At 57.3% G+C, this 23,562-nt stretch carries 21 protein-coding genes; 20 read left to right on the top strand and 1 reads right to left on the bottom strand.

All coding sequences use genetic code 11. The features are described from left to right. Positions 1-308 precede the first annotated feature (308 nt). The 11 genes from ileS to HMPREF1628_RS07970 all read left to right on the top strand — a co-directional run bounded on the left by ileS (position 309) and on the right by HMPREF1628_RS07970 (position 16,116). A complete protein-coding gene (gene ileS, locus HMPREF1628_RS08020; protein WP_034510769.1) occupies positions 309-3,530 on the top strand; it encodes an isoleucine--tRNA ligase in 3,222 nt (1,073 codons plus the stop codon). Beyond that, positions 3,527-5,086 carry a bifunctional folylpolyglutamate synthase/dihydrofolate synthase gene (locus tag HMPREF1628_RS08015; RefSeq protein ID WP_034510766.1) on the top strand — a complete coding sequence of 520 codons (1,560 nt, stop codon included), beginning with the start codon at positions 3,527-3,529 and terminating at the stop codon, positions 5,084-5,086. The genes ileS and HMPREF1628_RS08015 overlap by 4 nt, the downstream gene beginning before the upstream one ends. Positions 5,087-5,189: 103 nt before the next feature. After that, a complete protein-coding gene (dhaK, locus tag HMPREF1628_RS08010) occupies positions 5,190-6,191 on the top strand; it encodes a dihydroxyacetone kinase subunit DhaK (protein WP_034510763.1) in 1,002 nt (333 codons plus the stop codon). A 4-nt stretch (positions 6,192-6,195) separates the two neighbouring features. Next, positions 6,196-6,828 carry a dihydroxyacetone kinase subunit DhaL gene (gene dhaL / locus HMPREF1628_RS08005; protein WP_034510760.1) on the top strand — a complete coding sequence of 211 codons (633 nt, stop codon included), beginning with the start codon at positions 6,196-6,198 and terminating at the stop codon, positions 6,826-6,828. Continuing rightward, on the top strand, positions 6,821-7,489 hold the full coding sequence (gene dhaM / locus HMPREF1628_RS08000; protein WP_034510756.1) for a dihydroxyacetone kinase phosphoryl donor subunit DhaM: 669 nt from the start codon (positions 6,821-6,823) through the stop codon (positions 7,487-7,489). The genes dhaL and dhaM overlap by 8 nt, the downstream gene beginning before the upstream one ends. A 111-nt stretch (positions 7,490-7,600) precedes the next feature. Further along, the gene (ndk, locus tag HMPREF1628_RS07995; protein ID WP_034500621.1) at positions 7,601-8,059 is read left to right on the top strand and encodes a nucleoside-diphosphate kinase; all 459 of its coding nucleotides are present in this window, start codon (positions 7,601-7,603) and stop codon (positions 8,057-8,059) included. A 34-nt stretch (positions 8,060-8,093) separates the two neighbouring features. Continuing rightward, complete coding sequence (gene smc, locus HMPREF1628_RS07990; protein WP_034510752.1) at positions 8,094-11,582, top strand: chromosome segregation protein SMC; 3,489 nt, start codon at positions 8,094-8,096, stop codon at positions 11,580-11,582. A gap of 96 nt (positions 11,583-11,678) precedes the next feature. Beyond that, complete coding sequence (locus HMPREF1628_RS07985; RefSeq protein ID WP_034510748.1) at positions 11,679-11,978, top strand: hypothetical protein; 300 nt, start codon at positions 11,679-11,681, stop codon at positions 11,976-11,978. A gap of 79 nt (positions 11,979-12,057) precedes the next feature. Then, entirely contained in the window at positions 12,058-13,302 is a 1,245-nt protein-coding gene (gene ftsY / locus HMPREF1628_RS07980; protein WP_034510746.1) for a signal recognition particle-docking protein FtsY, read from the top strand. 55 nt (positions 13,303-13,357) lie between these two features. After that, the gene (gene ffh / locus HMPREF1628_RS07975; RefSeq protein ID WP_034510742.1) at positions 13,358-14,932 is read left to right on the top strand and encodes a signal recognition particle protein; all 1,575 of its coding nucleotides are present in this window, start codon (positions 13,358-13,360) and stop codon (positions 14,930-14,932) included. Beyond that, complete coding sequence (locus HMPREF1628_RS07970; RefSeq protein WP_034510738.1) at positions 14,932-16,116, top strand: amidohydrolase family protein; 1,185 nt, start codon at positions 14,932-14,934, stop codon at positions 16,114-16,116. Before ffh ends, HMPREF1628_RS07970 begins: the two co-directional genes overlap by 1 nt. On the opposite strand, the gene HMPREF1628_RS07965 is transcribed toward HMPREF1628_RS07970, so the two are convergent. After that, on the bottom strand, positions 16,113-17,114 hold the full coding sequence (locus HMPREF1628_RS07965; RefSeq protein WP_034510735.1) for an inositol monophosphatase family protein: 1,002 nt from the start codon (positions 17,112-17,114) through the stop codon (positions 16,113-16,115). The genes HMPREF1628_RS07970 and HMPREF1628_RS07965 overlap by 4 nt on opposite strands. A gap of 294 nt (positions 17,115-17,408) precedes the next feature. Between HMPREF1628_RS07965 and rpsP the strand changes: the two genes are divergently transcribed. The 9 genes from rpsP to HMPREF1628_RS09210 all read left to right on the top strand — a co-directional run bounded on the left by rpsP (position 17,409) and on the right by HMPREF1628_RS09210 (position 23,539). Next, entirely contained in the window at positions 17,409-17,915 is a 507-nt protein-coding gene (gene rpsP / locus HMPREF1628_RS07960; protein WP_034510730.1) for a 30S ribosomal protein S16, read from the top strand. After that, the gene (locus HMPREF1628_RS07955; protein WP_034510729.1) at positions 17,915-18,154 is read left to right on the top strand and encodes an RNA-binding protein; all 240 of its coding nucleotides are present in this window, start codon (positions 17,915-17,917) and stop codon (positions 18,152-18,154) included. Before rpsP ends, HMPREF1628_RS07955 begins: the two co-directional genes overlap by 1 nt. A gap of 77 nt (positions 18,155-18,231) precedes the next feature. Next, entirely contained in the window at positions 18,232-18,732 is a 501-nt protein-coding gene (gene rimM / locus HMPREF1628_RS07950) for a ribosome maturation factor RimM (RefSeq protein ID WP_034510727.1), read from the top strand. A gap of 5 nt (positions 18,733-18,737) precedes the next feature. Beyond that, complete coding sequence (trmD, locus tag HMPREF1628_RS07945) at positions 18,738-20,126, top strand: tRNA (guanosine(37)-N1)-methyltransferase TrmD (protein ID WP_034510789.1); 1,389 nt, start codon at positions 18,738-18,740, stop codon at positions 20,124-20,126. A 282-nt stretch (positions 20,127-20,408) separates the two neighbouring features. Continuing rightward, positions 20,409-20,756, top strand: a complete 348-nt coding sequence (gene rplS / locus HMPREF1628_RS07940) for a 50S ribosomal protein L19 (protein WP_034510726.1) — start codon at positions 20,409-20,411, stop codon at positions 20,754-20,756. 141 nt (positions 20,757-20,897) lie between these two features. Further along, the gene (gene lepB, locus HMPREF1628_RS07935) at positions 20,898-21,668 is read left to right on the top strand and encodes a signal peptidase I (protein ID WP_034510724.1); all 771 of its coding nucleotides are present in this window, start codon (positions 20,898-20,900) and stop codon (positions 21,666-21,668) included. Between the two features lie 6 nt (positions 21,669-21,674). Continuing rightward, positions 21,675-22,331 carry a ribonuclease HII gene (locus HMPREF1628_RS07930; protein ID WP_034510722.1) on the top strand — a complete coding sequence of 219 codons (657 nt, stop codon included), beginning with the start codon at positions 21,675-21,677 and terminating at the stop codon, positions 22,329-22,331. A 24-nt stretch (positions 22,332-22,355) separates the two neighbouring features. Continuing rightward, a complete protein-coding gene (locus HMPREF1628_RS07925) occupies positions 22,356-22,655 on the top strand; it encodes a DUF2469 domain-containing protein (protein ID WP_034510720.1) in 300 nt (99 codons plus the stop codon). Between the two features lie 707 nt (positions 22,656-23,362). Beyond that, a complete protein-coding gene (locus tag HMPREF1628_RS09210) occupies positions 23,363-23,539 on the top strand; it encodes a hypothetical protein (protein ID WP_232219422.1) in 177 nt (58 codons plus the stop codon). Positions 23,540-23,562: the final 23 nt, after the last annotated feature.

Below are 23,562 nucleotides of genomic sequence, written 5' to 3'. Positions count from 1 at the left end.
GTCAGCCACCCGGATAAAGATCCGACCAAACGGTCGGATCTTTTTTATTAGCTGTGTGGTGAATTACACCGGCTCGCTTTCTCATCGACGACGCGTGCGGGCTATACTTTCTGGCGAATGGCGATGAATCGGCCGGGCAACCGGGTATCACCGATGAGCCTCCGGAAGAACAGCGTAGCCTAGTAGACCCGGACGGGTAAGCCCGTGATAGCAGTTCGAGCGGCCAAAGCATTTGGCAAGCGAGGTGGTACCGCGCACCAACCCACCGGGTTGGAGACGTCCTCGAATGATGAACGAGGACGGAACAAATGAGCAACCACTACCCCCGCCATCGTGATGGCGACGTCGTAGCATCCCCTTCTTTCCCCAGCCTTGAAGAAGAGATTTTGGCTTACTGGAAAGAAAATGACACGTTCAAGAAGTCCATTGAGATCCGTCCTTCAGGTGAGGCCGGTTCTAACGAATTCGTATTTTATGACGGCCCGCCGTTTGCTAACGGTTTGCCGCACTACGGCCACCTTCTAACCGGTTACGTAAAGGACATCGTTGGTAGGTACCAGACGATGCAGGGCAAGCGTGTGGAGCGCCGCTTTGGTTGGGACACGCACGGTCTTCCGGCCGAGCTTGAAGCACAGCGCGTGCTCGGCATTGAGACGAAGGACGAGATCGAAGGTCCGAACGGCATTGGCATCAAGGAGTTCAACGACGCGTGCCGCACTTCCGTTTTGCGCTACACGAACGAGTGGGAAGAATACGTAACTCGTCAGGCTCGCTGGGTTGATTTTGAGAACGACTACAAGACTCTTGACATTGACTTCATGGAGTCTGTCATTTGGGCATTCAAGACCCTGTATGAGAAGGGCCTTGCGTACGAGGGGCACCGCGTCCTGCCGTACTGTTGGAACGATGAGACGCCGCTTTCAAACCACGAACTTTCGATGGATGACGACGTCTATCAGATGCGTCAAGACAACACTGTAACGGTTGGCCTGCGTCTAGAGACCGGTGAACTTGCACTTATCTGGACTACGACGCCGTGGACACTTCCGTCGAACCTCGCGGTGGCCGTTGGACCAGACGTTGACTACGTGACCGTGCAGCCCGAAGAAGGGCCGCTTGCCGGTGAACGCGTAATCCTCGCGAAAGATCTCGTTTCTTCCTACGAGCGCGAGCTGGGCGAAGAACCACCGGTTGTTGCCCAGCTGAAGGGCTCGGACCTCGTGGGCCGCGCGTACGCTCCGATCTTCGACTACTTCATCAACGATGAGGATATTCCTGGCCCCAAGGCGTTCCACATCATTGCCGCCGACTTTGTTACCACGAGCGACGGCACCGGCCTGGTGCACCTGGCGCCCGGCTTCGGTGAAGATGACGCAAACGTGTGTAAGGAAGTCGGCATCAAGACGGTTGTGCCGATTGACGACGGTGCGAAGTTTGTGGCCCCAGTTAAAGACTATGAGGGCATGCATATTTTCGATGCGAACCGCCCCATTATCCAGGATCTGAAGGACGGCAGTGGCCCATTAGCGCGCCGCCCTGAAGGTGAGCGTGCGGTGCTGGTTCGCCAACAGTCTTATGAGCACTCTTACCCGCATTGCTGGCGTTGCCGGCAGCCGCTGATCTACAAGGCCGTATCGTCTTGGTTCGTTGAAGTTACGAAGATCCGTGATCGCATGTTGGCCCGAAACGAGGAGATCAACTGGGTTCCAGAGCACGTCAAGGAAGGCCAGTTTGGTAAATGGCTTGAGGGCGCGCGCGACTGGTCGATTTCGCGTAACCGGTTCTGGGGTGCGCCGATTCCCGTGTGGAAGTCGGATAACCCCGAGTACCCGCGCGTGGATGTGTACGGTTCGCGCGCCGAGCTCGAGCGCGATTTTGGGGTGAAGGTCGATAACTTGCACCGCCCCTACATCGACGAGCTGGTGCGTCCTAATCCGGACGACCCAACAGGCAAGTCGATGATGCGCCGCATTTCCGACGTGTTTGACTGCTGGTTCGAGTCTGGTTCAATGTCATTTGCCCAGGTGCACTATCCGTTTGAGAACCAGGAATGGTTCGAAAATCACTACCCCGGCGATTTCATTGTTGAATACATCGGGCAAACGCGCGGCTGGTTCTACACTATGCACGTGATGGCAACCGCGTTGTTCGACAGGCAGTCATTCCAAAACGTTGTTGCCCATGGCATTGTGCTGGGCGATGACGGCCGCAAGATGTCGAAGTCGCTACGTAACTACCCGAACGTTAACCACGTGTTTGACACGTACGGATCGGACGCGATGCGGTGGTTCCTCATGTCATCTTCCGTGGTTCGCGGTGGCAACCTGATCGTTCGAGAGGAATCGATCCGCGACACGGTTCGCCAGATGATCCTGCCCCTGTGGAATACGTACTACTTCTTCGCTCTCTACACCGGTGCGGCAAACGGAGGAGAGGGATACTTCGCAAAGCCTATTCCGCTGGACTCGGCCGTCGTCGCTGATCTGCCGGTAATGGATCGCTACCTACTTGCACGTACGAGAGATCTCGTGCTCGCGGTAGAGGCAGCGCAGAATGCGTATGTTATCCCGGGTGCAACTGCCCATGTACGTGAGTATTTGGATCTGTTGTCAAACTGGTACGTCCGCACTTCTCGCCAGCGTTTTTGGGAGGAGGACGAGGCTGCATTTGACACGATGTACACCGCGCTTGAAGTTATGATGCGCGCAATCGCGCCGCTTTTGCCGCTAATCAGCGAGGAAATCTGGCGCGGCCTCACGGGTGGTGAGTCCGTGCACCTGGAGGATTATCCGAAGCTCGGCGACGCGTGGGCGAATGACGAGCTGGTTGCCACGATGGACGAGGTCCGTTCGGTTGTCTCAGCTGCACACAGCTTGCGTAAGGGCGAGAAGCTGCGCGTGCGTCAGCCGCTGCGTGACCTGACGGTCATCTCGGAGCGGGCGGCTGAGCTTTCGAGCTACGCGGACCTGATCGCGTCGGAGATCAACGTGAAGAACGTGACCTTGAAGACGCCATCTGAATCCGGGTTGCGCGTTGCGCAGGAGCTTAAGTTGAATCCGCGCGAGTTCTCGGCCGAGGTTCGTCGCCACACTTCGAAGCTTTTCGCCGCGCAAAAGCAGGGGCAGTGGCAGGTGGACGGCGACGAGGTTGTCTTCCCCGGAGTCGTAGTTGATGGCGAGCCGGTTCGTCTCGGTGGCGAAGCCGTGTCGGTAAGCACGAAGGTTGAGGCTGAAGAAGGCCAGGTCGCAACGGTTCTATCTTCAGGATCCTTCGTGGTTTTGGATACTCAGATCGACGATGAGCTTGAGGGCGAAGGCTTTGTCCGCGACCTCATCCGCCAGGTTCAGGATGAACGCAAGGCCGCGGGTCTGCACGTTGCAGATCGCATCAAGCTAACCCTGGCAGTGCCGGCTGAGCGCGTTAGCGTAGTGGAAAAGCACGCTGACATGTTGAAAGCTGAGACCTTGACACTGGACCTAACCGTTGAAGCCGGTGACGATATCGAGATTCACGTGGTGAAAATGCAGTGAAAGATTTCGACATCTTCCACGAGTTTGCTCACACCGAGGGCGGTGGCGAGCGCACTCCTGAACAGGTTGTACACGAGGTCATGAATCGCGATGTCTCCGCCTCCCTTAAGGAGGTCATGGAGGCTGCGCACATGGCCGCGCCTAACCTCGCTGAGAGTGGCGAGGATACAAGCGAGAGCGACCTAGATGAGGAAGCTACTCACCTGTACCCGACGGCTGATGAGACCGAGGCGGTTTACCACGCGATTGAACGCGAGATTCTCTCGCGCATGCCCGAGCACAAAGTTCAGCCAAGTATTGAACGCGTGCAGCTGGCGATGAATATCCTCGGCGATCCGCAAAATCTCTATCGAAGTGTGCACCTCACTGGCACAAATGGAAAGACGTCCACGGCGCGCATGATCAGTGCGTTGTTGCGAGCGTCGGGCCGAAAGGTGGGACGGTTCACGAGCCCTCACCTAACCACGATGCGGGAGCGGATCAGCGTGAATGACGAGCCGATTTCACAGGCTCAGTTTGTTGCGGCGTATGAGGACGTCGCTCCTTACCTCGCGATGGTTGATGAGCACTCGAAGCGTAGCGGTGGCCCCGCGATGTCGTTTTTTGAAGTGCTGACCGTCATGATGCTGGCCGCGTTTGCGGATGTGCCGGTTGATGCCGCAGTGGTTGAGGTTGGTATGGGGGGAAAATGGGATGCAACGAACGTGATCAACGCGGACGTTGCCGTAATTACGCCCATTGCCCATGACCACGAAAAGTGGCTCGGCTCTACGCTTGCTGAGATCGCAACCGAAAAGGCGGGCATCATCAAACCGGGTTCGTTCGTAATTTCGGCGAAGCAGGACCCTCAGGTCCTTGAGATTTTGCGCGATCGCGCGAACGAGGTTGGAGCGGTGCTACGCGTTGTAGGTGAGGATCTACATCTGGTTTCTTCCCAGCTCGGAGTGGGCGGGCAGGTGGTGTCCATCCAGACGCCAGCAGCTCTCTACAACGACATTTTCATCCCGCTTTTTGGCAAGCATCAGGGTGAGAATGCAGTGCTGGCTCTTGCGGCGTTCGAAGCATTCAACGGTGGCCGCGAAGTGGAGCCGGGCATCGTTGAAGAGGGGTTTAGGATGGCTACGTCCCCCGGGCGCCTCGAGGTTGTGCGATCTTCTCCCTCGATTGTGGTGGATGCGGCGCATAACCCACACGGCGCGCGTGCATTGGCGCAGGCCCTCACTGAGTCGTTTGACTACACGAACATTGCGGCGGTTTATTCCGCGATGGCGGATAAGAATGTCGAGGCCACCCTGGCTGAACTCGAGCCCGTGGTGGGGGATATTGTGATTACCTCGATGGACACGCCGCGCGCAATGAATACGGAAGAAATCGCGCAGATCGCGAGGGACGTGTTTGGCGAGGACCGCGTGTTTGTGGAGCCGTCGCTACTTGATGCGGTTGACCTTGCGGTGGAACGCGCTGAGTTGAATCCTGATCCGGCAGGTTCTAACGGTGTGGTTATTACGGGTTCTGTGGTGCTCGCAGGAGCAGCTCGAGATCTGATCAAGCACTAAACGTTAAACGAAGGCGACCTGCACTCCAATTCTGTGGTGCAGGTCGCTTTTTGTATGTAAGAATTGGAGAGACCTGAATCTAACCGACGTGCTTGGAGGAAGTATGAAAAAGCTTGTAAACGACGTGCATGAAGTGGTTCGCGAGTCTCTGGAAGGCTTCCAGCTGGCGCACTCCGATCTGGTTGATGTACACTTCGACCCAGACTATATTTTGCGTGCACAGCCAAAGGAAGAGGGCAAGGTCGCTCTCGTTTCTGGCGGAGGATCCGGACACGAGCCGTTGCACGGTGGTTTTGTTGGCCACGGAATGTTGGACGCAGCGGTGCCCGGCGCTGTGTTCACCTCGCCAACTCCAGACCCGATCGAGGCGGCTACTCGCGCGGTGGATCGCGGGGCAGGCGTGCTCTACATCGTGAAGAACTACACGGGCGACGTGTTGAATTTTGAAACCGCCGCTGAACTATGCGAAATGGACGATATTGAGGTTCGCACCGTGATTATCAACGACGACGTTGCGGTGGAAGACTCTTTGTACACGGCGGGTAGGCGCGGCGTGGCGGGCACCATGCTGGTTGAGAAGATCGCGGGAGCCGCGGCAGAACGCGGCGACAACCTGGACGAGGTAACGCGAATCGCCAACGAAGTGAATGACAACATGCGCTCTATGGGCCTGGCTCTTGGGCCCTGCACGGTTCCGCACGCGGGTAAGCCATCCTTTGACCTTGGCGATACCGAGGTGGAAATGGGGATCGGTATTCACGGCGAGCCCGGATACCGTCGTACCGAGATGAAGACCGCGGACGCGCTCACCGCAGAACTGTACGAGAAGGTACGTGCGGACCTGCCGTTTGCGCAAGGAGATCGCGTAATCGTCCTCGTAAATGGGATGGGCGCCACGCCACTGTCTGAGCTATACATCGTAAACCGGAAGGTCCACGAGCTTCTCAAGGCTGATGGCATTGTTGCTGAGCGTACGCTGGTTGGAGACTACGTGACCAGCCTGGACATGCCCGGCGCTTCACTTACGCTACTGCGCGTAAATGATGAAATGCTAGAGCTGTTTGACGCGCCCGCGCTAACAGCGGGATACCGAGAAGGGATGTAAGCAAGTGAGCTTAGATGTGAACTGGGCTTTGGCCTGGATCCAAAAGAGCGTCGAGGCGATTGCGGGGGCGCGTCTTGAACTGATTGACTTGGATCGCCAGATTGGCGACGGCGACCACGGTGAGAACATGGATCGAGGTTTCAGCGCGGTTGAAAAAGCGCTCGCCGCCACAGATACGGAAGACATTCAGTCGGTATTGAAACTAGTGGCCAAAACCTTGATGTGTACCGTTGGAGGCGCTGCCGGGCCCCTGTATGGAACCGCGTTCCTTCGTGCGGCCAAGGCGGCAACCGGCGAGCAGGATCTGGATGCGATTGCTGTTGCAAACCTCCTCGAGGCGGCTTTGCTGGGTGTTCAGACGCGAGGTAAGGCGCAAGAGGGCGAAAAGACCATGGTCGATGCCTGGGCGCCGGCGGCTAAGGCGGCGCGTGAAGTTGCTACCGCGGGCGGGGATGGCGTTGAAGCTCTCCGATCAGCCGCGTTAGCTGCGCGAGAAGGTGCTGAAGCTACGAAGCCATTGAAGGCAACGAAGGGGCGCGCCTCATACCTGGGGGAGCGCTCCATTGGGCACCTTGATCCAGGTGCGGTATCGTCCGCAATCATCATTGAACAAGCCGTGGCGGCGATCGATGTCTAAGGTCAGCCTTGTAATCGTTTCGCACTCGGACAAACTCGCGCAGGGCGTGGCCGAAGTCGCGGCACAGATGGCTCCTGACGTCGTGATCCGAGCGGCAGGAGGACTTCAAGATGGGAACATCGGCACCTCCTTCGACAAGGTAGATGCTGCGGTTCAAGAACTCGTAGCCGATGGTCCCGTAGTATTGCTAACCGACCTCGGCTCGGCAACGCTCACGGTTGAGTCGGTGCTCGACTTTCTTGATGACGAGCCGGCATATTTTGCCGACGGCCCACTGGTTGAAGGTGCGGTAGCGGGGGCGGTTGCAGCCCAGCAGGGCGCCGACGCCGAGGGGGTTGTTAAGGCTGTTCGTGACGCTGCTAAAACGTGGGGTGCTTTCACTGAGTCGGAGACAAAACCCTTGGGGGAGGACGTGTGTGAGGCCGAGGTTGCAATAGCAGACCCGGATGGACTGCATGCCCGCCCGGCTGCCCTCGTCGCACGTTTTGTTAGCGACTACGATGCGGAGGTCACCATCGATGGGGCAGACGCAGCTTCAGTCATGTCGCTCATGGCACTGGGCGTTAGACAGGGGCAGACCGTAACCGTGCGCGCTAGCGGCGCTGACGCCCAGAGGGCTGTAAGCGACCTCGTGCAAAAACTTGAGTCAATGCCGGAGTAAAACACCGACAAACAGGCCGAGGAACTGCGGTAACAACCCGGTTTTTCTTTACGTCAAGATAAATTGTCGTAGAATCGATTTTGACACGGAAGTCAATGGAAAGGAAGGCAAATGCCTAGTCCGGAACAGCTCGATGCAAATAAAGAGCACACCCTCGTCCTTGTGAAGCCGGATGGTTTCAGGCGCGGCCTCACCGGCGAGGTGATTCGCCGCATCGAAGCTAAGGGATACCAACTAAAGGGTTTGAAGATCAAGCACGCTTCCGAAGAGCTCTTGCAAGATCACTACTTCGAGCATAAGGAAAAGCACTTCTTCAAGGATCTACTGGAGTACATGCAGTCTGATCTCGTTGTTGCGATGGTCGTTGAAGGCGATCGCGTGATTGAAGGCATGCGTAACCTCATGGGTAACACCAACCCGACGCTCGCAGCGCCCGGCACCATCCGTGGTGATCTCGGTCGAGATTGGGGTACCGGTAACGTGGAGAACATTGTTCACGGCTCTGACTCGCCGGCATCCGCAGACCGTGAAATCGCACTGTGGTTCCCCGAACTTGTTTGGAAAGAATAACGTTTTCGCTCATTTTTCGCCTAAACTTTGAGGCGTGCATCTAAAAACACTTACCATTCGTGGATTCAAGTCGTTTGCCTCGACAACGACCATGAATCTTGAGCCCGGCATCACCTGTGTGGTCGGGCCTAACGGCTCTGGTAAGTCAAACGTTGTAGATGCCCTCGCCTGGGTTATGGGCGAGCAGGGAGCTAAAAACCTTCGCGGCGGTCAAATGGCAGATGTCATTTTCGCCGGAACTTCTGAGCGCGCCCCACTGGGGCGCGCTCAGGTGTCTCTAACTATTGACAACACCGATGGCGCCCTTCCGATCGACTACTCCGAAGTCACCATTTCGCGAACGCTGTTTAGAGGCGGTGGGTCCGAGTATTCGATCAACGGTACTCAAGTGCGTTTGCTAGACATTCAAGAGCTCCTGTCCGACACCGGCATGGGGCGGCAGATGCACGTGATTGTGGGTCAGGGCCAGCTGGATGCGATTTTAGGAGCCGGGCCCGAGGAACGGCGCGGGTTCATTGAAGAGGCTGCGGGCGTGCTCAAGCATCGCAAGCGCAAAGAGCGGGCGCTGCGCAAGCTGGAGTCGATGGAGGGCAATCTCGTTCGTGTACGTGATCTTACTAATGAGATTCACCGTCAGTTGCGTCCCCTAGCCAAACAGGCTGAAACTGCCCGTAAGGCCGGTGTGATCCAGGCCGAGGTGCGCGACGCGCAAGCCCGACTATTGGCCGATGACCTCGCGAGTTTGAAAGAACGGCTCGACGCGGGGCGAGTCAGCGAAGAGGCAACGAACGCCCGCAAGAAGGTGCTTAACGAGCAGTTGGATGCCGCTAAAGCACGTCTAAATGAGGCGGAGCAATTGGCTCGCCTCGGCACCCCTCGCACCCAGGAACTCACGCGGTTGTGGCAAGAGCTATCCACCACGCACGCCTCGCTAATGACACTGTCATCGGTCTCTAACGAACGCATGCGAGGCGTTGCGCAGCCGCTACCCGCACCAAACTTCGACCTCGTGGATCTTGATCAAAAATCAGCAAAGGCAAATGAAGAGGACGCGGACCTGCTCGAACAGGTGCAGGCGTCTGGACAGAAGCTTGCCGATGTAATCAAAGCCAGAGAAGAGGCCGAAGCCGCCGCGCGCACCGCGCTCGACGAGGTGCGTCATTTGGAAGCCGAGCAGTCGAACCGACGCGAGCATATTGCCAGGCTGATTGGTGACGTAAATGCGGCAAAACAGGCGCTGGCATCACGCGCTGCTGAAGCCACCCGGATGAAAAATGCGGTTGCGGAGGCCACGGAGCGAACGAAGCTCGCAAGCGCCGAAATGGAAGGCCTTGAAGAGGTTCAGGCTGACGATCAGATGGCGAACGCGCATGAGGACGCGGTGCGGGCCCGAGATGAGGCGCGCGACCTAGTTGATCGTTTGCTCACGCAGGAGCGAGAAGCCCAGTCTGAGCGCGCCACCTGGACGGCTCGGCGCGACACATTGGCACAGTCTCTGCAGCCGGCGGACGAGACCGCGGAGCTACTGGATGCTGAGCATCCTGAGGTCCTCGGGTCTTTGGCCAGTTTTATCTCTACCAGTGCGGGTTGGGAAAATGCGATTACCGCACTATTGGATCCATTTACCGATGCCGCGGTGATCACAGACCTGGGTCTTTCTCTACAGTTTGTGGACTCGGGCGGACGCCGCCGAATGGTCGCGGCTTTGGAACAGAGCGTGGAGCCGGTAGTTATCGAGGGCTGGACCAGGGCTGTTGACGTGGTTCAGGGCGAGCGCGTGCAAGGTCTCATTAACGCGCTGCTAGCCGGAGCGGTGGTGTGCGAGGACGACAGGGAGGCCATTCGCGCCCTTGAAAATCCGCTGGTGACAAAGGTTGCCACTCGAACGGGCAATGTTTTCACTCCGGTTTCGGTACTCACCTCGGGTTCTGACCACGCGTCGGTTTTGGCTCGCCACGCCGACTACGAGGATGCGAGCCGGCGCGCTGACGCCGCAAACGAGCAGGTGGAGGCTGTCTCGCAAAAACTGAAGGAGGCGCGCGAGCGTTACGACGCTTCGCTCAAGGTTGCAAACGAGCAGTTGCAGGCTCTGCGCAAGGCCGACTCAGAGCGGGCGAAGGCTATGGAGGTGCGGGCGCGTGCCAGTTCTCGTTTGCGGGCTGCGCAGGGGGAACAAGAACGCCTTGCCACCACTTTGAAAAAGATCGAAGAGGGCGTGGAACGCGCCCGTGAGCGCCTCGTTGAAGCCGAGGCTAAGCAGGCGGGGGCGCAGGCGCTCCCACAGGTTGCGGATCCCGCACAGGCTCGTGAAGAAGCAGAACAGCTAGAAGAAGCAGCGCGCGAAGCGCGTGCCAAAGAAACTGCGACCCGCCTCGACATTCGAACACTCGAAGAAACGGCGCGCCGAGTGCGTGACCGTGCTCGTTCTCTGCGTCAGCAAGTTGCGAAAGCCCGTTCTGACCTCACTGAATATGAACGACGCGAGGCTGCGCGCAAACGCGAATATAAGCGCCTGAATGGCATTTGTGAGCGGATCGCGGCTCCGATCCGCGTTGCCGAAGCCGCACTAGAAGAGGCCAGTCAGCAGCTTCGCGTAGCGGAGAGCGAACGCACCGAAGCATCCGAGGCGGCAGCAAGCGCTCGCCATGAGGTGGACGAGATTCGTGCCAGTCTGCTCGAAATCACGGACGCTGCGCACCGCGATGAGATCGCGCTACAGGAAGTTGCCTTGCGGTACGAGCACACGGTCACGCGAGCACGCGACGAGCTCGCGCTTGAGGCTGACCAACTCATCGACGAGTTCGGTCCGCACAACCTCGTGGTTGCAGAGGATCCCTACCCGTACGTGCGCGTCGAGCAAGAAAAACGCCTGCGTAGCGCTAAACGCGAATTGGACCGGCTGGGCAAAATCAATCCACTAGCTCTCGAAGAACACGAGGCTCTCTCTAAACGCCACCAGTTCCTGGTTGACCAGCTACGTGATCTTACGGAATCCAAGAACGACCTGCTGGGCATCGTTGACGAAGTGGACCAGCGAGTTGAGGAGGTATTCACCCAGGCTTTCCTCGACACCCAAGAGGCGTTTACGCACGTGTTCGCAACCCTCTTTCCCGGAGGGTCGGGCAAACTCGTCCTCACGGACCCACAGAACATGCTGGAGACAGGCGTTGAGATCGAAGCACGCCCCGCGGGAAAGAAAATTACGCGCCTATCCCTACTTTCTGGTGGAGAACGTTCGCTTGCCGCGCTCGCCCTCCTCGTCGCCATTTTCAAGGCGCGTCCGTCCCCGTTCTACGTGCTAGATGAGGTTGAGGCCGCCCTTGACGACGTTAATCTGTCGCGCCTGATCACGATCTTCAAGGAACTGCAGCAGGATTCGCAGCTGATTATCATCACGCACCAAAAGAGGACCATGAAGATCGCAGACGCTCTCTACGGTGTGACTATGCGTGCGGGTGTGACGCAAGTGGTTTCATCAAAACTGGCAGACACGAAGCAGGCACGAGCAGAGTCAAACGGGTGAGTGGTCGCTACCGACCGCCGGTAGTGTGTTGGTCACAACTGTGTAATAATTCGTGTTTTCTATTGCGTATCTGTTTGGATCTGGCACCCTAGAAGAGTGCTACAACCGGCCTTCTTCATTTTCGTCACGCTGACCGTTATCCTTGCGCTTGCGGTGGGCGTCCTTGTGGTACTTCTGGTTACTCGCAGATCTGTTTCAGACTGGCAGGTTCACCTCGAGAAGACAACGAGCGAGTGGAAACAGGCCGATAATGAAGGGCAAAAGCCAGATCCGGTGACGCCCCGTAAGTCCTCGCTTGAAGCTGTGATTAAGAAAGAGGGGCGCGAGGGGTCCGCGTATTTGCGGGCAGAGGAACTGCCAAGCCTTGAACAGCGGTCCACTCCCTCTGACGACTAGGTCACTTTTACGTAGCCACGACGGTATTTTGTGGCGCTTATTATTGGTGAACGGCACTCCGGTGCGTAATCATTAATGCATGGACGCATTTCTAGATTTTCTCGGATCCAACATGTATTTGGTGTGGATCCTCGTTGGACTCCTGGCTGTTGGTGGCGCAGTAGCGGTATCACGTGCGCGCAATAAAGAACTGCCACCAGCGCCACGCAAGCCGCAGATTGAGGCAAAGCCCGAAGCCGAAACTGACCGGGTAGAGACGGAACAACTTGAAAGTGAGGTCCCCGCAGGCCCACAAACCCAGGGCGAGCCGGAGACTGTTGAGAGCGAACCAACGGATGCTGCCTCCACATTGGAACAGGAGCCTGCTCCAGCAGGCGAACTCGATCAACCTGAGTCGGCCCCCAGCCGCATGCATCGCCTGCGCTCACGTCTTGCCGGTTCGGGACGCATCGGTTCTGCCCTCCTCGGTATTCTTTCGCGCGGTGATCTGTCCGAGGAAGACTGGGAGGAACTTGAAGACACGCTCCTCATGGCTGATCTTGGCCTCGACACTACGGATCAGATCATGCAGGGCCTGCGCCAAAAGGTGAAGGTTGAGGACACGTCCGATCCGGAGCGTGTGCGCACGCTACTGCGCGAGGAGCTTCTTGCCGCCGTGGATCCGAGCAAGGACCGCTCTTTGAATCTTGTGCCCGTTCAGACCGAGACGGATACACACCCTGCCGTGGTTCTCGTGGTTGGTGTTAATGGCACGGGAAAAACCACAACCGTGGGTAAGTTGGCCCGTCTTCTCGTTGCAGAGGATAAGTCCGTACTCCTCGGTGCAGCTGATACCTTCCGTGCAGCGGCAGCCGAACAGCTCACCACTTGGGGCGAGCGCGTGGGCGTGAGGACTGTTCGCTCTGAACTTGAGGGGGCAGATCCCTCCTCGGTCGCATTTGATGCCATAAAGACCGGACGTGAGGACGCGGTGGACGTGGTTTTGGTGGACACCGCGGGGCGTTTGCAAAATAAGTCCACGTTGATGGACGAGCTCGGCAAGGTGAGGCGCGTCATGGAAAAACAGGGGCCAATCGCTGAAACGCTACTGGTTCTAGACGCCACCACTGGGCAGAACGGTTTGCGCCAGGCGGAGATTTTCGCCCAAGTTGTTGACGTGAGCGGTGTGGTTCTTACCAAGCTGGACGGATCAGCTAAGGGCGGCATTGTCGTTTCGGTGCAGAAGGCGCTTGGAGTGCCGGTGAAGCTTGTGGGCTTGGGCGAAGGTGCGGACGACCTGGCCCCATTCAGCTCCGAAGACTTCGTGGATGCAATCGTTGGCTAAGCTCCTCATCGGTTAAGGTAGGATGCAGTAACTTTTCGAAAACAGGATCAATAACGTGTTTCAAAACCTCTCTGATCGTCTAACAGATTCTTTCCGTAAACTTCGCGGCAAAGGCGTGATCACCGATGCGGATATTGATGCAACCGCGTCAGAGATTCGCCGCGCCCTTCTTGACGCGGACGTCGCACTGCCCGTAGTTCGCGAGTTCACTAAGAAGGTTCGTGAGGAAGCTCGCGGCATCACCGTGACGAAGGGACTGAATCCGGGCCAGCAGGTTGTGCGCGTTGTTCACGACCAGCTTGTGGAGGTCTTGGGTGGTGAAACGCGTGAGCTTCACTTTGCTCAGCGCGGCCCCACGGTGTTCATGCTCGCTGGTTTGCAGGGTGCTGGTAAAACCACGCTGGCTGGCAAGCTAGGCCACTGGATGAAGGAGGAGGGCAAGCGCGTCCTCCTCGTGGCCTCGGACTTACAGCGTCCAAATGCTGTCACCCAACTTGAAGTTATTGGTAAGCGTGCCGGTGTTGAAGTGTGGGCCCCGGAGCCGGGTAATGGAGTGGGCAACCCTGTGCAGGTTGCTCGTTCGGGCCTCAACCATGCGATTGAGAATGGATTCGACCTCGTAATCGTCGATACGGCGGGCCGCCTGGGCGTTGACGAAGAGATGATGCAGCAGGCGCGCGATATTCGTAACGCCGTGAATCCGCACGAGATCCTGTTCGTTCTAGATGCCATGGTCGGTCAGGATGCGGTACAAACTTCGGTTGCGTTCCGCGACGGTGTTGGATTTACGGGTGTTGTCCTGTCCAAGCTTGATGGCGATGCGCGCGGTGGTGCGGCGCTGTCGGTGCGTGGCGTTACCGGTCAGCCGATCCTATTCGCATCCACTGGCGAAGGGTTGGAGGACTTCGAGCGTTTCCACCCGGACCGCATGGCTGGGCGAATCCTCGATATGGGTGACATTCTCACCCTTATCGAACAGGCTGAGAAGAAGATCGACCAGCGTGAGGCCGAGGATGTTGCTGCCAAGGCAATGTCGGGTGAGCTGACGCTGGATGACTTCCTGAACCAGTTACAGCAGGTGCGCAAACTCGGTTCGATGAAGAAGCTCCTTGGAATGATGCCGGGAGCGGGGCAGATGCGTGAGCAGCTGGAGAACTTTGACGAGCGGGAAGTGTCACGCATCGAAGCGATCGTGAGGTCGATGACGCCTGCTGAGCGTAACAACGTCAAGGTGCTCGATGGTTCTCGCAGGCGTCGCATCGCGGCTGGTTCGGGCACCACAGTTGCGGAAGTCAATTCGTTGGTTAAGCGCTTTGAGGCCGCTCGCGAAATGATGAAGCGCATGGGGGCCGGCGGTGGAATGCCCGGTATGGGTGGCTTCCCAGGTATGGGGAACCTGCCGGGTGCGGGCAAGCGGGCCGGCGCTCGTCAGCCAAAGAAGTCTAAGAAGCGCTCGAAGTCCGGAGTATCGGGCAATCCGGCGAAGCGTCGCCAGCAGGAACTGAAGGCGATGCTTCCAAAGGAACAGCGTCAGGGGTCCGCGTTTGGCGTGCAGCAGGGAGCACCTCGTCCCACAATGGATGATCTGCCGGATGACGTTAAGCGCATGCTGGGCGGATTTGGCGGCTAATGAGGTTTTCTGGCCACGTACTTTGGCAAAACTCCCCGAAGGTCGGGGAGTTTTCCCTTACGCCCGGCGATGTGGCATGTTGCGAGCGCGAGGTGAGTTCAACCGCTGGCCCTCACGAGTGGGTTAGCGGCACGTTTGAGGTGCGAGACGGGAAGATTCGCCACCTCGGTAGTGAGTTCAGCCGGGCGGGCGTGGCTAATGATTTTGATGACGTATGGGTAACTCCCGGCCTGGTGGATGTTCACTGTCATATTGGGATAGGCCCGCAGGGGCAGACCGCGGGCGAGCAGATGCTTGCTCAGGCTCACGCCAACCGCGATGCGGGCGTGCTCCTGGTGCGCGATTGCGGCGTGATTGGTGACAACTCGTGGATCAATGGGCGGGTTGATGCTCTCACCATCTTGCGGGCGGGCAGGCATATCGCTAAGTACAAGCGTTACATTCGCGGGTATGCGATCGAGACCTCGGATGCGCAGTTACCCTCCGTGATGGAGGCCCAGGCGCGGGCGGGTACTGGCTGGGTGAAGGTAGTCGCCGACTGGATCGACCGATCAAACGGGGCGGATTCGGACCTGGATCCGTTGTGGGATACGCAGGCGCTAAAGGAAGGCGTGTTAGCCGCACATGAGGTAGGGGCGCGGGTAACGGTCCACTCGTTTGGTGAAAAGGCGATTGATGGCCTTCTCGAAGCCGGAGTGGACTGTATTGAACATGGCACTGGAATGAGGCCCGAACATGTGCAGGAGGCCTCCCGAATGGGAATCGCGGTTACGCCCACGCTGATGCAGGTGGCGTTGTTCCCGCAGTTCGCGCGAGCAGGGAGCAAGAAATACCCGGTGTACGCGCAAACTATGACGGATTTGTGGGAGCGCCATGAGGCTACTCTGGGGAGTTTTATCGATGCTGGAGTGCAGTTGCTTCCCGGCACGGATGCGGGTGGGTATCAGGCGCACGGCCAGGTAGCAAAAGAGGTTGCGATGTGGCGCACGATGGGCCTTGCCCCGTCACAAATTGTCGATTTAGTAACGTGGAAGGCCCGCGAGTACCTTGGCGCGGCTGGCCTGCATGAGGGCGCCGACGCTGACCTCGTAATGTTTGGTGCTGACCCGTGTCAAAACGTTGAGGTCTTGCAACGACCAACACATGTGTTTTATCGAGGCGTAGAGCGCGTCGAGAGCCTCTAATACTGGGATTGCACTTGATCCAGTAGGTTCGCAAGCATCTCAGATTTGAGACCCGCGGACGTAGCGGCAATGGCCGGTTGCGTGCCCGTTGCTTCGTTTCCGAGGTCACGTTGGTCCACGTGTCCGCCACTTACTCGCACCAGATGGACGCCCGCTGCAATGTCCCACAGTTTGATTCGCGTGGCGAAGACGGCTCCTGCGCGACCAGCGGCAACTTGGGCGAGGTCAAGGGCGCACGCTCCCGGGCGGCGCATGGCGCGGAAGGTGGATAGCAGATCAGTTAGTCCCTGCGCTGCTAGGTTCGGGAACTGTTTCACCTCAGATACGGTGGGGAAGTAGGTGAGGAGCAGTGCCTCGCTCTCAGCTGTAATAGTCTTGCTGCCTTGAATGTTGCCGGACTTTAGCGCGTAGAAGTCATCTCCGCGTTCAATCCATCCCTCGGTCTCGTTGGCCCAGAACACTTCATTGTTGTAGGGAACGGTAATGGCTCCGGCTACGATTTCGCCGTCGAGGGAGGCTGCGACGGATGTGCCAAAGTAGGGGAATCCAGCGGCGAAGTTCGCGGTGCCATCAATGGGATCAATTATCCATTTCACGCGCGAGGCCAGTGACCGGGCGTCCACGTGAAAATTGGGCTCTACGATGGGGATCTCATCGGGGAAGTCGGTAGGGGTACCGCCGGGGAGAATTTCTTCACCGTGCTCTTCACCAAGCTTTAGTGAGCCGGGGATGAAGCTACCCAGGAGGGCGCTGATCGCGGTCTCGGCAGCTTTGTCGTAGGGCGTGACTGGATCGTGAAAGTTCGCTTTGGTTTCGGTGGTTGCAGCGTCAAGTTTCACCCTTGAGGCCAGCAGGTATGGTTCCACTGCGGTTGCTGCAGCTCGGCACATGAGTGCAAGTTCGTGGGTTAGATCGCCCCGCTGCAGGCTTCGCGTGGTTTCAGGGTCGAGGCCGACGATTCTTGGCGGATTGTCCAACCGGTATTGTTCAGTGCTCATGATGTCCTTTCGCTCATACCCATGCTCTCACTATTATGGGAAGAGTTCCCTGCGCTACGCATTACGACGTAGCTTGCGAGGGAGTGCCGTGACCAATCGCACGATAAATCCTGCCTACTTAGGTCAAATACACTTCCCTTTTTGGCTCGTTTTCTGGCACAATGGAGCGTTGTACTCGAAGTCTGCGGACCCCTCTCTACCGTAGTTCTTCGCGTCCAGGATTCTAACCACTGTTTGTGTAACCCCCGATAGCGGTTTGGGTCCACCCTAATAAATCAAGGAGTGACCACTAAAGTGGCAGTTCGTATTCGACTAAAGCGCATGGGCAAGGTCCACGCACCGTTCTACCGTGTAGTTGTCGTTGATCAGCGCAAGAAGCGCGATGGTCGCGTGATTGAAGAGATCGGTACCTACGATCCGACGCGTACGCCGTCGCACATTTCGATTAAGGGCGAGCGTGCTCAGTACTGGCTCGGTGTCGGTGCTCAGCCGTCCAACCAGGTTCGCAACCTGCTCCGTTTGACCGGTGACCTCGCTGCGCACAAGGGTGTTAAGAACCCGGTTTCGCGCGTGAAGTACGCTTCTGCGGATGAAGAGGCCGCCGCGAAGGCTATTAAGGCTGCGGAGGAAGAAGCGATCAAGCGTAAGGCAGCTATTGCTGAAGCCAAGCAGAAGGCAGAGGCCGAGGCCGCTGCTGCTAAGAAGGCTGAGGAAGAAGCGGCCGCTGAGGCAGCTGCAGCGGAAGCTGCGGAAGAGGCTCCGGCAGAAGCTGAAGCCGCTGCTGAGGCAGAGGAAGCCTAATGCTAGCTGATGCCCTAGAACATCTTGTCAGTGGGATTGTTGATAATCCTGATGATGTCGAGGTGAGCTCGAGGTCTATGCGACGCGGACAGCTTCTGGAGGTTCGCGTTAATCCGGATGATCTGGGTCGCGTCATTGGTAGAAATGGGCGGACGGCTCGCGCACTTCGTGCGGTCATGTCGGCTCTGTCTACTAAGGGCCCGGTCCGGGTTGATGTCATAGATACTGATCGGGATTAGTTATTTCGATTTTGGGGCGGTGTGGCGCTTGTCCACACCGCCCCAAGTCATATTTTGAGCTGAAGCGGTGGGTTTTCATGGAACTTTTGGTTGCGGTTGTAGGGCCGGCGCATGCTCTTAAGGGAGAAGTTGCGCTGGATTTGCGTACGGATTCTCCGCAGGAGCGCTTTTTTGAAGGCGCACAGTTTGACACGGCCTCGCACGGGGTTCTAACGGTGGAGTCGATTCGCGTTCACAAGGGCCGTATGCTGGTCAAGTTTGAAGAGGTGCAGGACAGAACGGGCGCGGAAGCGCTTCGTGGCGCTCGATTATTGATTGACGCTGATGATGTGCTAGACGAGGATGATGCGTGGTATCCCCACGAGCTGACGGGTTTGAAGGTGCGCACGGTTGGGGGAGAGCCTCGCGGTGTTGTCTCTCGATTTGTGCCCGGAGCCGCGCAGGACCTGCTGGTGGTGGATTACGGTGGCCGCGAGGTTTTGGTGCCATTTGTGAGGCAGATTGTGCCCGATGTGCTACTCGAGGAGGGCGTGATCGTGGTTGATCCGCCGGGCGGCCTCTTTGATGATGAGGAGTGAGCACCGTGCGGTTTGATTTGGTTTCTATTTTCCCGCAGTTCTTTGATGTGCTCGATCTGTCGCTGATGGGCAAAGCGAAGGATTCGGGTGCGGTACAGATTGTTGCTCACGATTTGCGAGATTGGACACAGGATCGCCATCGCACGGTTGATGATTCGCCGTATGGTGGCGGTGCGGGCATGGTGATGCGCGCCGATATTTGGGGGAGGGCGCTGGATGAAATCCTCCAGATCCGCGAAGAAAATGCCGCTGGTGATTCGTCTTTAGATAGTTCTGCCGGCGTAAGTGGCAGTGAGGATAATCCGCGCGCAGCTCGCCGAGTTTTGGCAGTTCCGACCCCCTCGGGAAAACCTTTGACACAGCGAGATGTGGAGAGTCTATGCGCCGCAGATCAGATTGCGGTTGCCTGTGGTCGTTATGAGGGTATTGATCAGCGCGTCGTCGATTATTACGCGGGCACGCCAGGCGTGGAGGTGTTTGAGTACTCCATTGGCGATTACGTGTTGAATGGTGGCGAGGTGGCCGCGATCGTGCTCGTGGAGGCGGTAGCGCGCCTACTCGATGGGTTCATGAGTAATCCGAAATCTTTGGACGAAGAGTCGTTCGAAGGCAACGTCCTCGAATATCCCTCCTATACCAGGCCGCTAGAGTGGCGCGGACTCGAAGTGCCGGACGTGCTGATGGGCGGCAACCATGCACAGATCGAGTCGTGGAGGAGGGGCAAATCCCTCGCTAAGACAGCGAGGGTGCGGCCCGATCTAATCGATCAAACGAATCCGCAAACTCTTTCGTTGGAGGACCGGGAGGTTTTGGCGAGGTCGGGGTGGATTGCGCCGCTTGACGGTGCAGCTTGGCAGAGGGTGACGATTCGCCCCGCCATAGCTACGGAGGCTTATGAGATCGCGCAGGTTGCGGCCGCCACGTTCCCGGATGCGTGTCCGGCATACGTAACTGAGCAGGCTCAGGCTGAACACATCGCTAATAACTTATCGAGTGAGGTCGTTGCCTCGTGGCTGGAGGACCCAAATTTTCGTGTTTTAGTGGCTGTAATAGACGGGCGGATAGAAGCGTACACCCTGGTCATCATGTACGAGGATGGCGACTATCCAAGCGATATTCCGCCCGACCAGATAGAGCCTGCACCCACCTACATTTCGAAGCTTTACGTGACGAAGAAGTGGCGAGGCTCGGGGCTTGCAGGCGGAATTTTTGAGGCCGCGATTGAGGATGCGAAGCCGCTTGTAAAGGGCACTGAGTTCGTGCTGGGCACGGCCAAGGAAAACAAACGGGCGCGGAGGTTTTACCGCAGGCACGGATTCGTTACTTCGGGTAAGCGCGTGTTCATGGTCGGTGATATTCGTAACGTTGACGTGGTGATGACCCGAGCTGTGTAGAGCGTTGCGCTAGCTTTAGTAGCCTTAGTACGAGGAGATGGCTTGCCTGCACGGTTGCTCCTCTGCACCTTTATCTGGGGCCGTGAGGTTGGTAACTACCGGCGGCATCGAGAGGATACAGTGTCGACTGCGTCCTCGTTATATGGCACAATGGAGCGGTTGGAAAATGGCGGTGAAACCTGCCGCAGGGGGACACCGAGGCCAGATTCCACAAATGTAGTCGGCGGCTAAGCCGCTAAATGATCAGGTCTGACCTGCGGCAGTTTTGATCGGGAGATTAACATGCAGAAGCTAGATTTCGTTGACGAGCCTTCGCTACGTAGCGATATTCCGGAATTCAAGGCCGGCGACACCGTCAAGGTGAACGTAAAGGTTACGGAGGGTAACCGTACTCGTATCCAGGTTTTCCAGGGTATCGTCATTGCCCGTCAGGGCGAGGGCATTCGTGAGACGTTTACCGTTCGTAAGATTTCGTTCGGTGTTGGCGTTGAGCGTACGTTCCCGTTGCACGCTCCAACCATTGAGTCCATTGAGGTGGTGACTGTTGGTCGCGTTCGTCGCGCTAAGCTGTACTACCTGCGTGACCGTCATGGCAAGGCCGCTAAGGTCCGTGAGAAGCGCGCTAACTAATTTTAGTGCTTGCGCATGCCCCGGCATTTGCCGGGGCATGACTTTTATAGGGCCTACTCTTGCGTAAGCGTTTGGTGTACGCACATTGGGCCGGATGTTTTAAGCTAATGCATTGGGAATGGTCTGAGATTTAGGAGAGTTATGCAGGACTTTGATGCGATCGTCCGGCGCGAGGAGCGCTCTTCTGAATCGGAGGCTACATATCAGCCTCGTCATGTGCATCCGGATTCAGAGAATCAGGGTAAGTCTGCCAAGAAGACTACTGTGCGGGGACGTGTGGGCGAGGTATTGTTAATCCTTGTTCTTGCGGTGATCTTGTCCTCGTTATTGCGAGTTTTTTTGGTCCAGGCTTTTTGGATCCCGTCCAGTTCAATGGAGGATACGTTACAGATTGGCGATAACGTCCTCGTGTCTAGACTTACGCCGGGTGTGTTCGAGCTTGAACGTGGTGACGTGGTGGTTTTCCGAGATGCCAATGAATGGCTGCCGCCCGTTGCAGAGCCAGGTGGGGTATCCGGGGCGATTGAGAAAGCGCTGGTATATACGGGTTTGCGGCCGGCCTCGGGCGATCAGCATCTGGTGAAGCGTGTGATCGGTATGGACGGAGACACGGTTGAGTGCTGTGATGATGGCGGCCGTCTGCTGGTAAATGGTCAGGCGATTTCGGAACCGTATTTGAAGTCGGGTTCGGATAATTCTGTCCAGCCATTTAGCGTGACGGTTCCGCAGGGACACCTTTGGGTGATGGGGGATAATCGCAATAATTCTGCGGATTCGCGCGCACACATGACAATTCCAGACCTTGCTTTTGTTGACGTAAATGACGTGGTGGGCAAGGTGTTTTGGGTTAGTTGGCCTTTGGGGCATTGGTCGAATCCCACGGATAATTCACCTTTTGAGAACGTGCGGTGAGCAGACTTGAAGCTTGCAAGCACACGTGTTGAGCGTGATCTGTCCAGGTTTGGCACTGTTGTTGGCATGGACGAGGTTGGGCGCGGCGCTCTAGCTGGTCCGGTTGCGGTGGGAGTTGCGGTTTCGCCTGGAGTTGAACCAGAAACTGCTTTGGCAGATTCGAAGTTTTTGTCACCGGCCGCTCGGGAGCGCCTGGTTTTGGAGGCGGCAAGGTGGGCGTGGCCCACGGCTGTGGGGATGGCGTCGGCTGCTGAGGTTGATGAGTTGGGCATTACCGCGGCGTTGAGGAGGGCCGGGCTTCGCGCTCTTGGAACGTTGATATCTGCCGGGGTGCGGCCGGGCGTGGTGCTACTGGATGGGTCACATGATTGGCTGACTCCAACGGAGGATTTGTTTGGTGCCTGTGAGGGCCGGGACGCGTTTGTTGCTGTTGGTGAGCCTAGGGTGCAGACCTTGGTAAAGGCCGATGCGTCGTGTTCGGTGGTGGCGGCGGCCTCGATTGTGGCGAAGGTTGTGCGCGACCATTTGATGGTGTCTTTGCCGGATCCTGGGTATGGTTGGTCGGCGAATAAGGGTTATGCGTCGGCGGCGCATCGGGAGGCATTGGCTAAGATTGGCGTGAGCGCTTATCACCGGCAGTCGTGGCGGCTTTTGAAGGATTAGTTCGGGCAGGAAGGGGCTTTGGGGATGAATCCGGAGATTGAGAATTACGAGAACAATTTGGAGCTGGATCTGTTCCGCGAGTATCGCGATGTGATCAGCTTGTTTAAGTATGTGGTTGAGTCGGAGCGCCGTTTTTACTTGTGTAACCAGGTGGATTTGCAGGTGCATCCGGTGGGCAATGACGTGTTTTTTGAGTTGCGGCTTGAGGACGCGTGGGTTTGGGATATTTACCGTTCGTCGCGGTTTGTGAAGTCTGTGCGTGTGCTGACATTTAAGGATGTGAATATCGAGGAGCTCTCCAAGTCAGAGCTAGAGCTCCCATAGCTTGCGAGGGCGGTGTGAATTCCTTAGGGCGGCGTGCTTTCCCCCTTTCTGGGCACGCCGTTTTGCGCTCTCTTTGGGCGCAACCTTTTGGCTTAACTAGATGAGGAGCTTTGGTCTGACTGCGTGTAGCGCTTTGGTCTGCCTAGGTGAGGCACTTTGGTCTGACTGCGTGTAGCGCTGCGTCCGGCCCTTGAATGTGCCCGCCCCAAGTTGCCCTCCCTGCATTCCCGCCCCAAACTGCCATACCCACTTTTCCGACCCAAACTCCCATATCCGTATTCCCGACCTAAACAGCCGTATCCGCATTTCAGACCTAAAGGGTCGAATCAGGCAGCTCTTTCGGGTAGTTCCCCTCATGGTGGTGTTCTGGCCTGGTGATGAAACAGCGATTCAGACCCAAAGTGCCGAATTAGCAGGCCGTTTTGGTTATTTCCCCTCACGGTTGCGACAGCTGCGGGCTTGTAGTTATCGATTCCGACCTGAAGTGCCCGAATTAGGGGTGTTTTGTGCCGTTTTAGGTCTCATTCGTGTTCGAGGCATGATGCGCGCTCGGTTTTGTGAGGGGAAGTGTCGGTTTGAGTAGCTGTTTTTGTCGGTTTCCCTCACTGTTGTGTTCTGGCCTGGTGATGAAACAGCGATTCAGACCCAAAGTGCCCATTTAGGCAGCAGTTATAGTCAGTTCCCCTCACAGTCGTGGTGTTTGCGTTGTGCCGCTTCGGTATTCCGACGGGAAATGGCAAAAAGAGGCCCGGATTTTGTCACTTTCCCTCACGGTCATGGTTTACGCCTGCCCATCGTCCCTTCAGTGGGAGCGTCCCGCGCCCCGCACCGGCTTGTCCCCAGCCCTACTGTTCCCGGGCCCGTCCACACCCGCACCCGGTTAGTGGCGAGCTTATTTACGCGAGGC

Source organism: Actinomyces sp. S4-C9, assembly GCF_000758775.1.
Classification (GTDB): Bacteria; Actinomycetota; Actinomycetes; order Actinomycetales; family Actinomycetaceae; genus Gleimia; species Gleimia europaea.
Note: the sequence above shows the minus strand (reverse complement) of the source record. Positions and strands in the feature narration are given on the sequence as shown.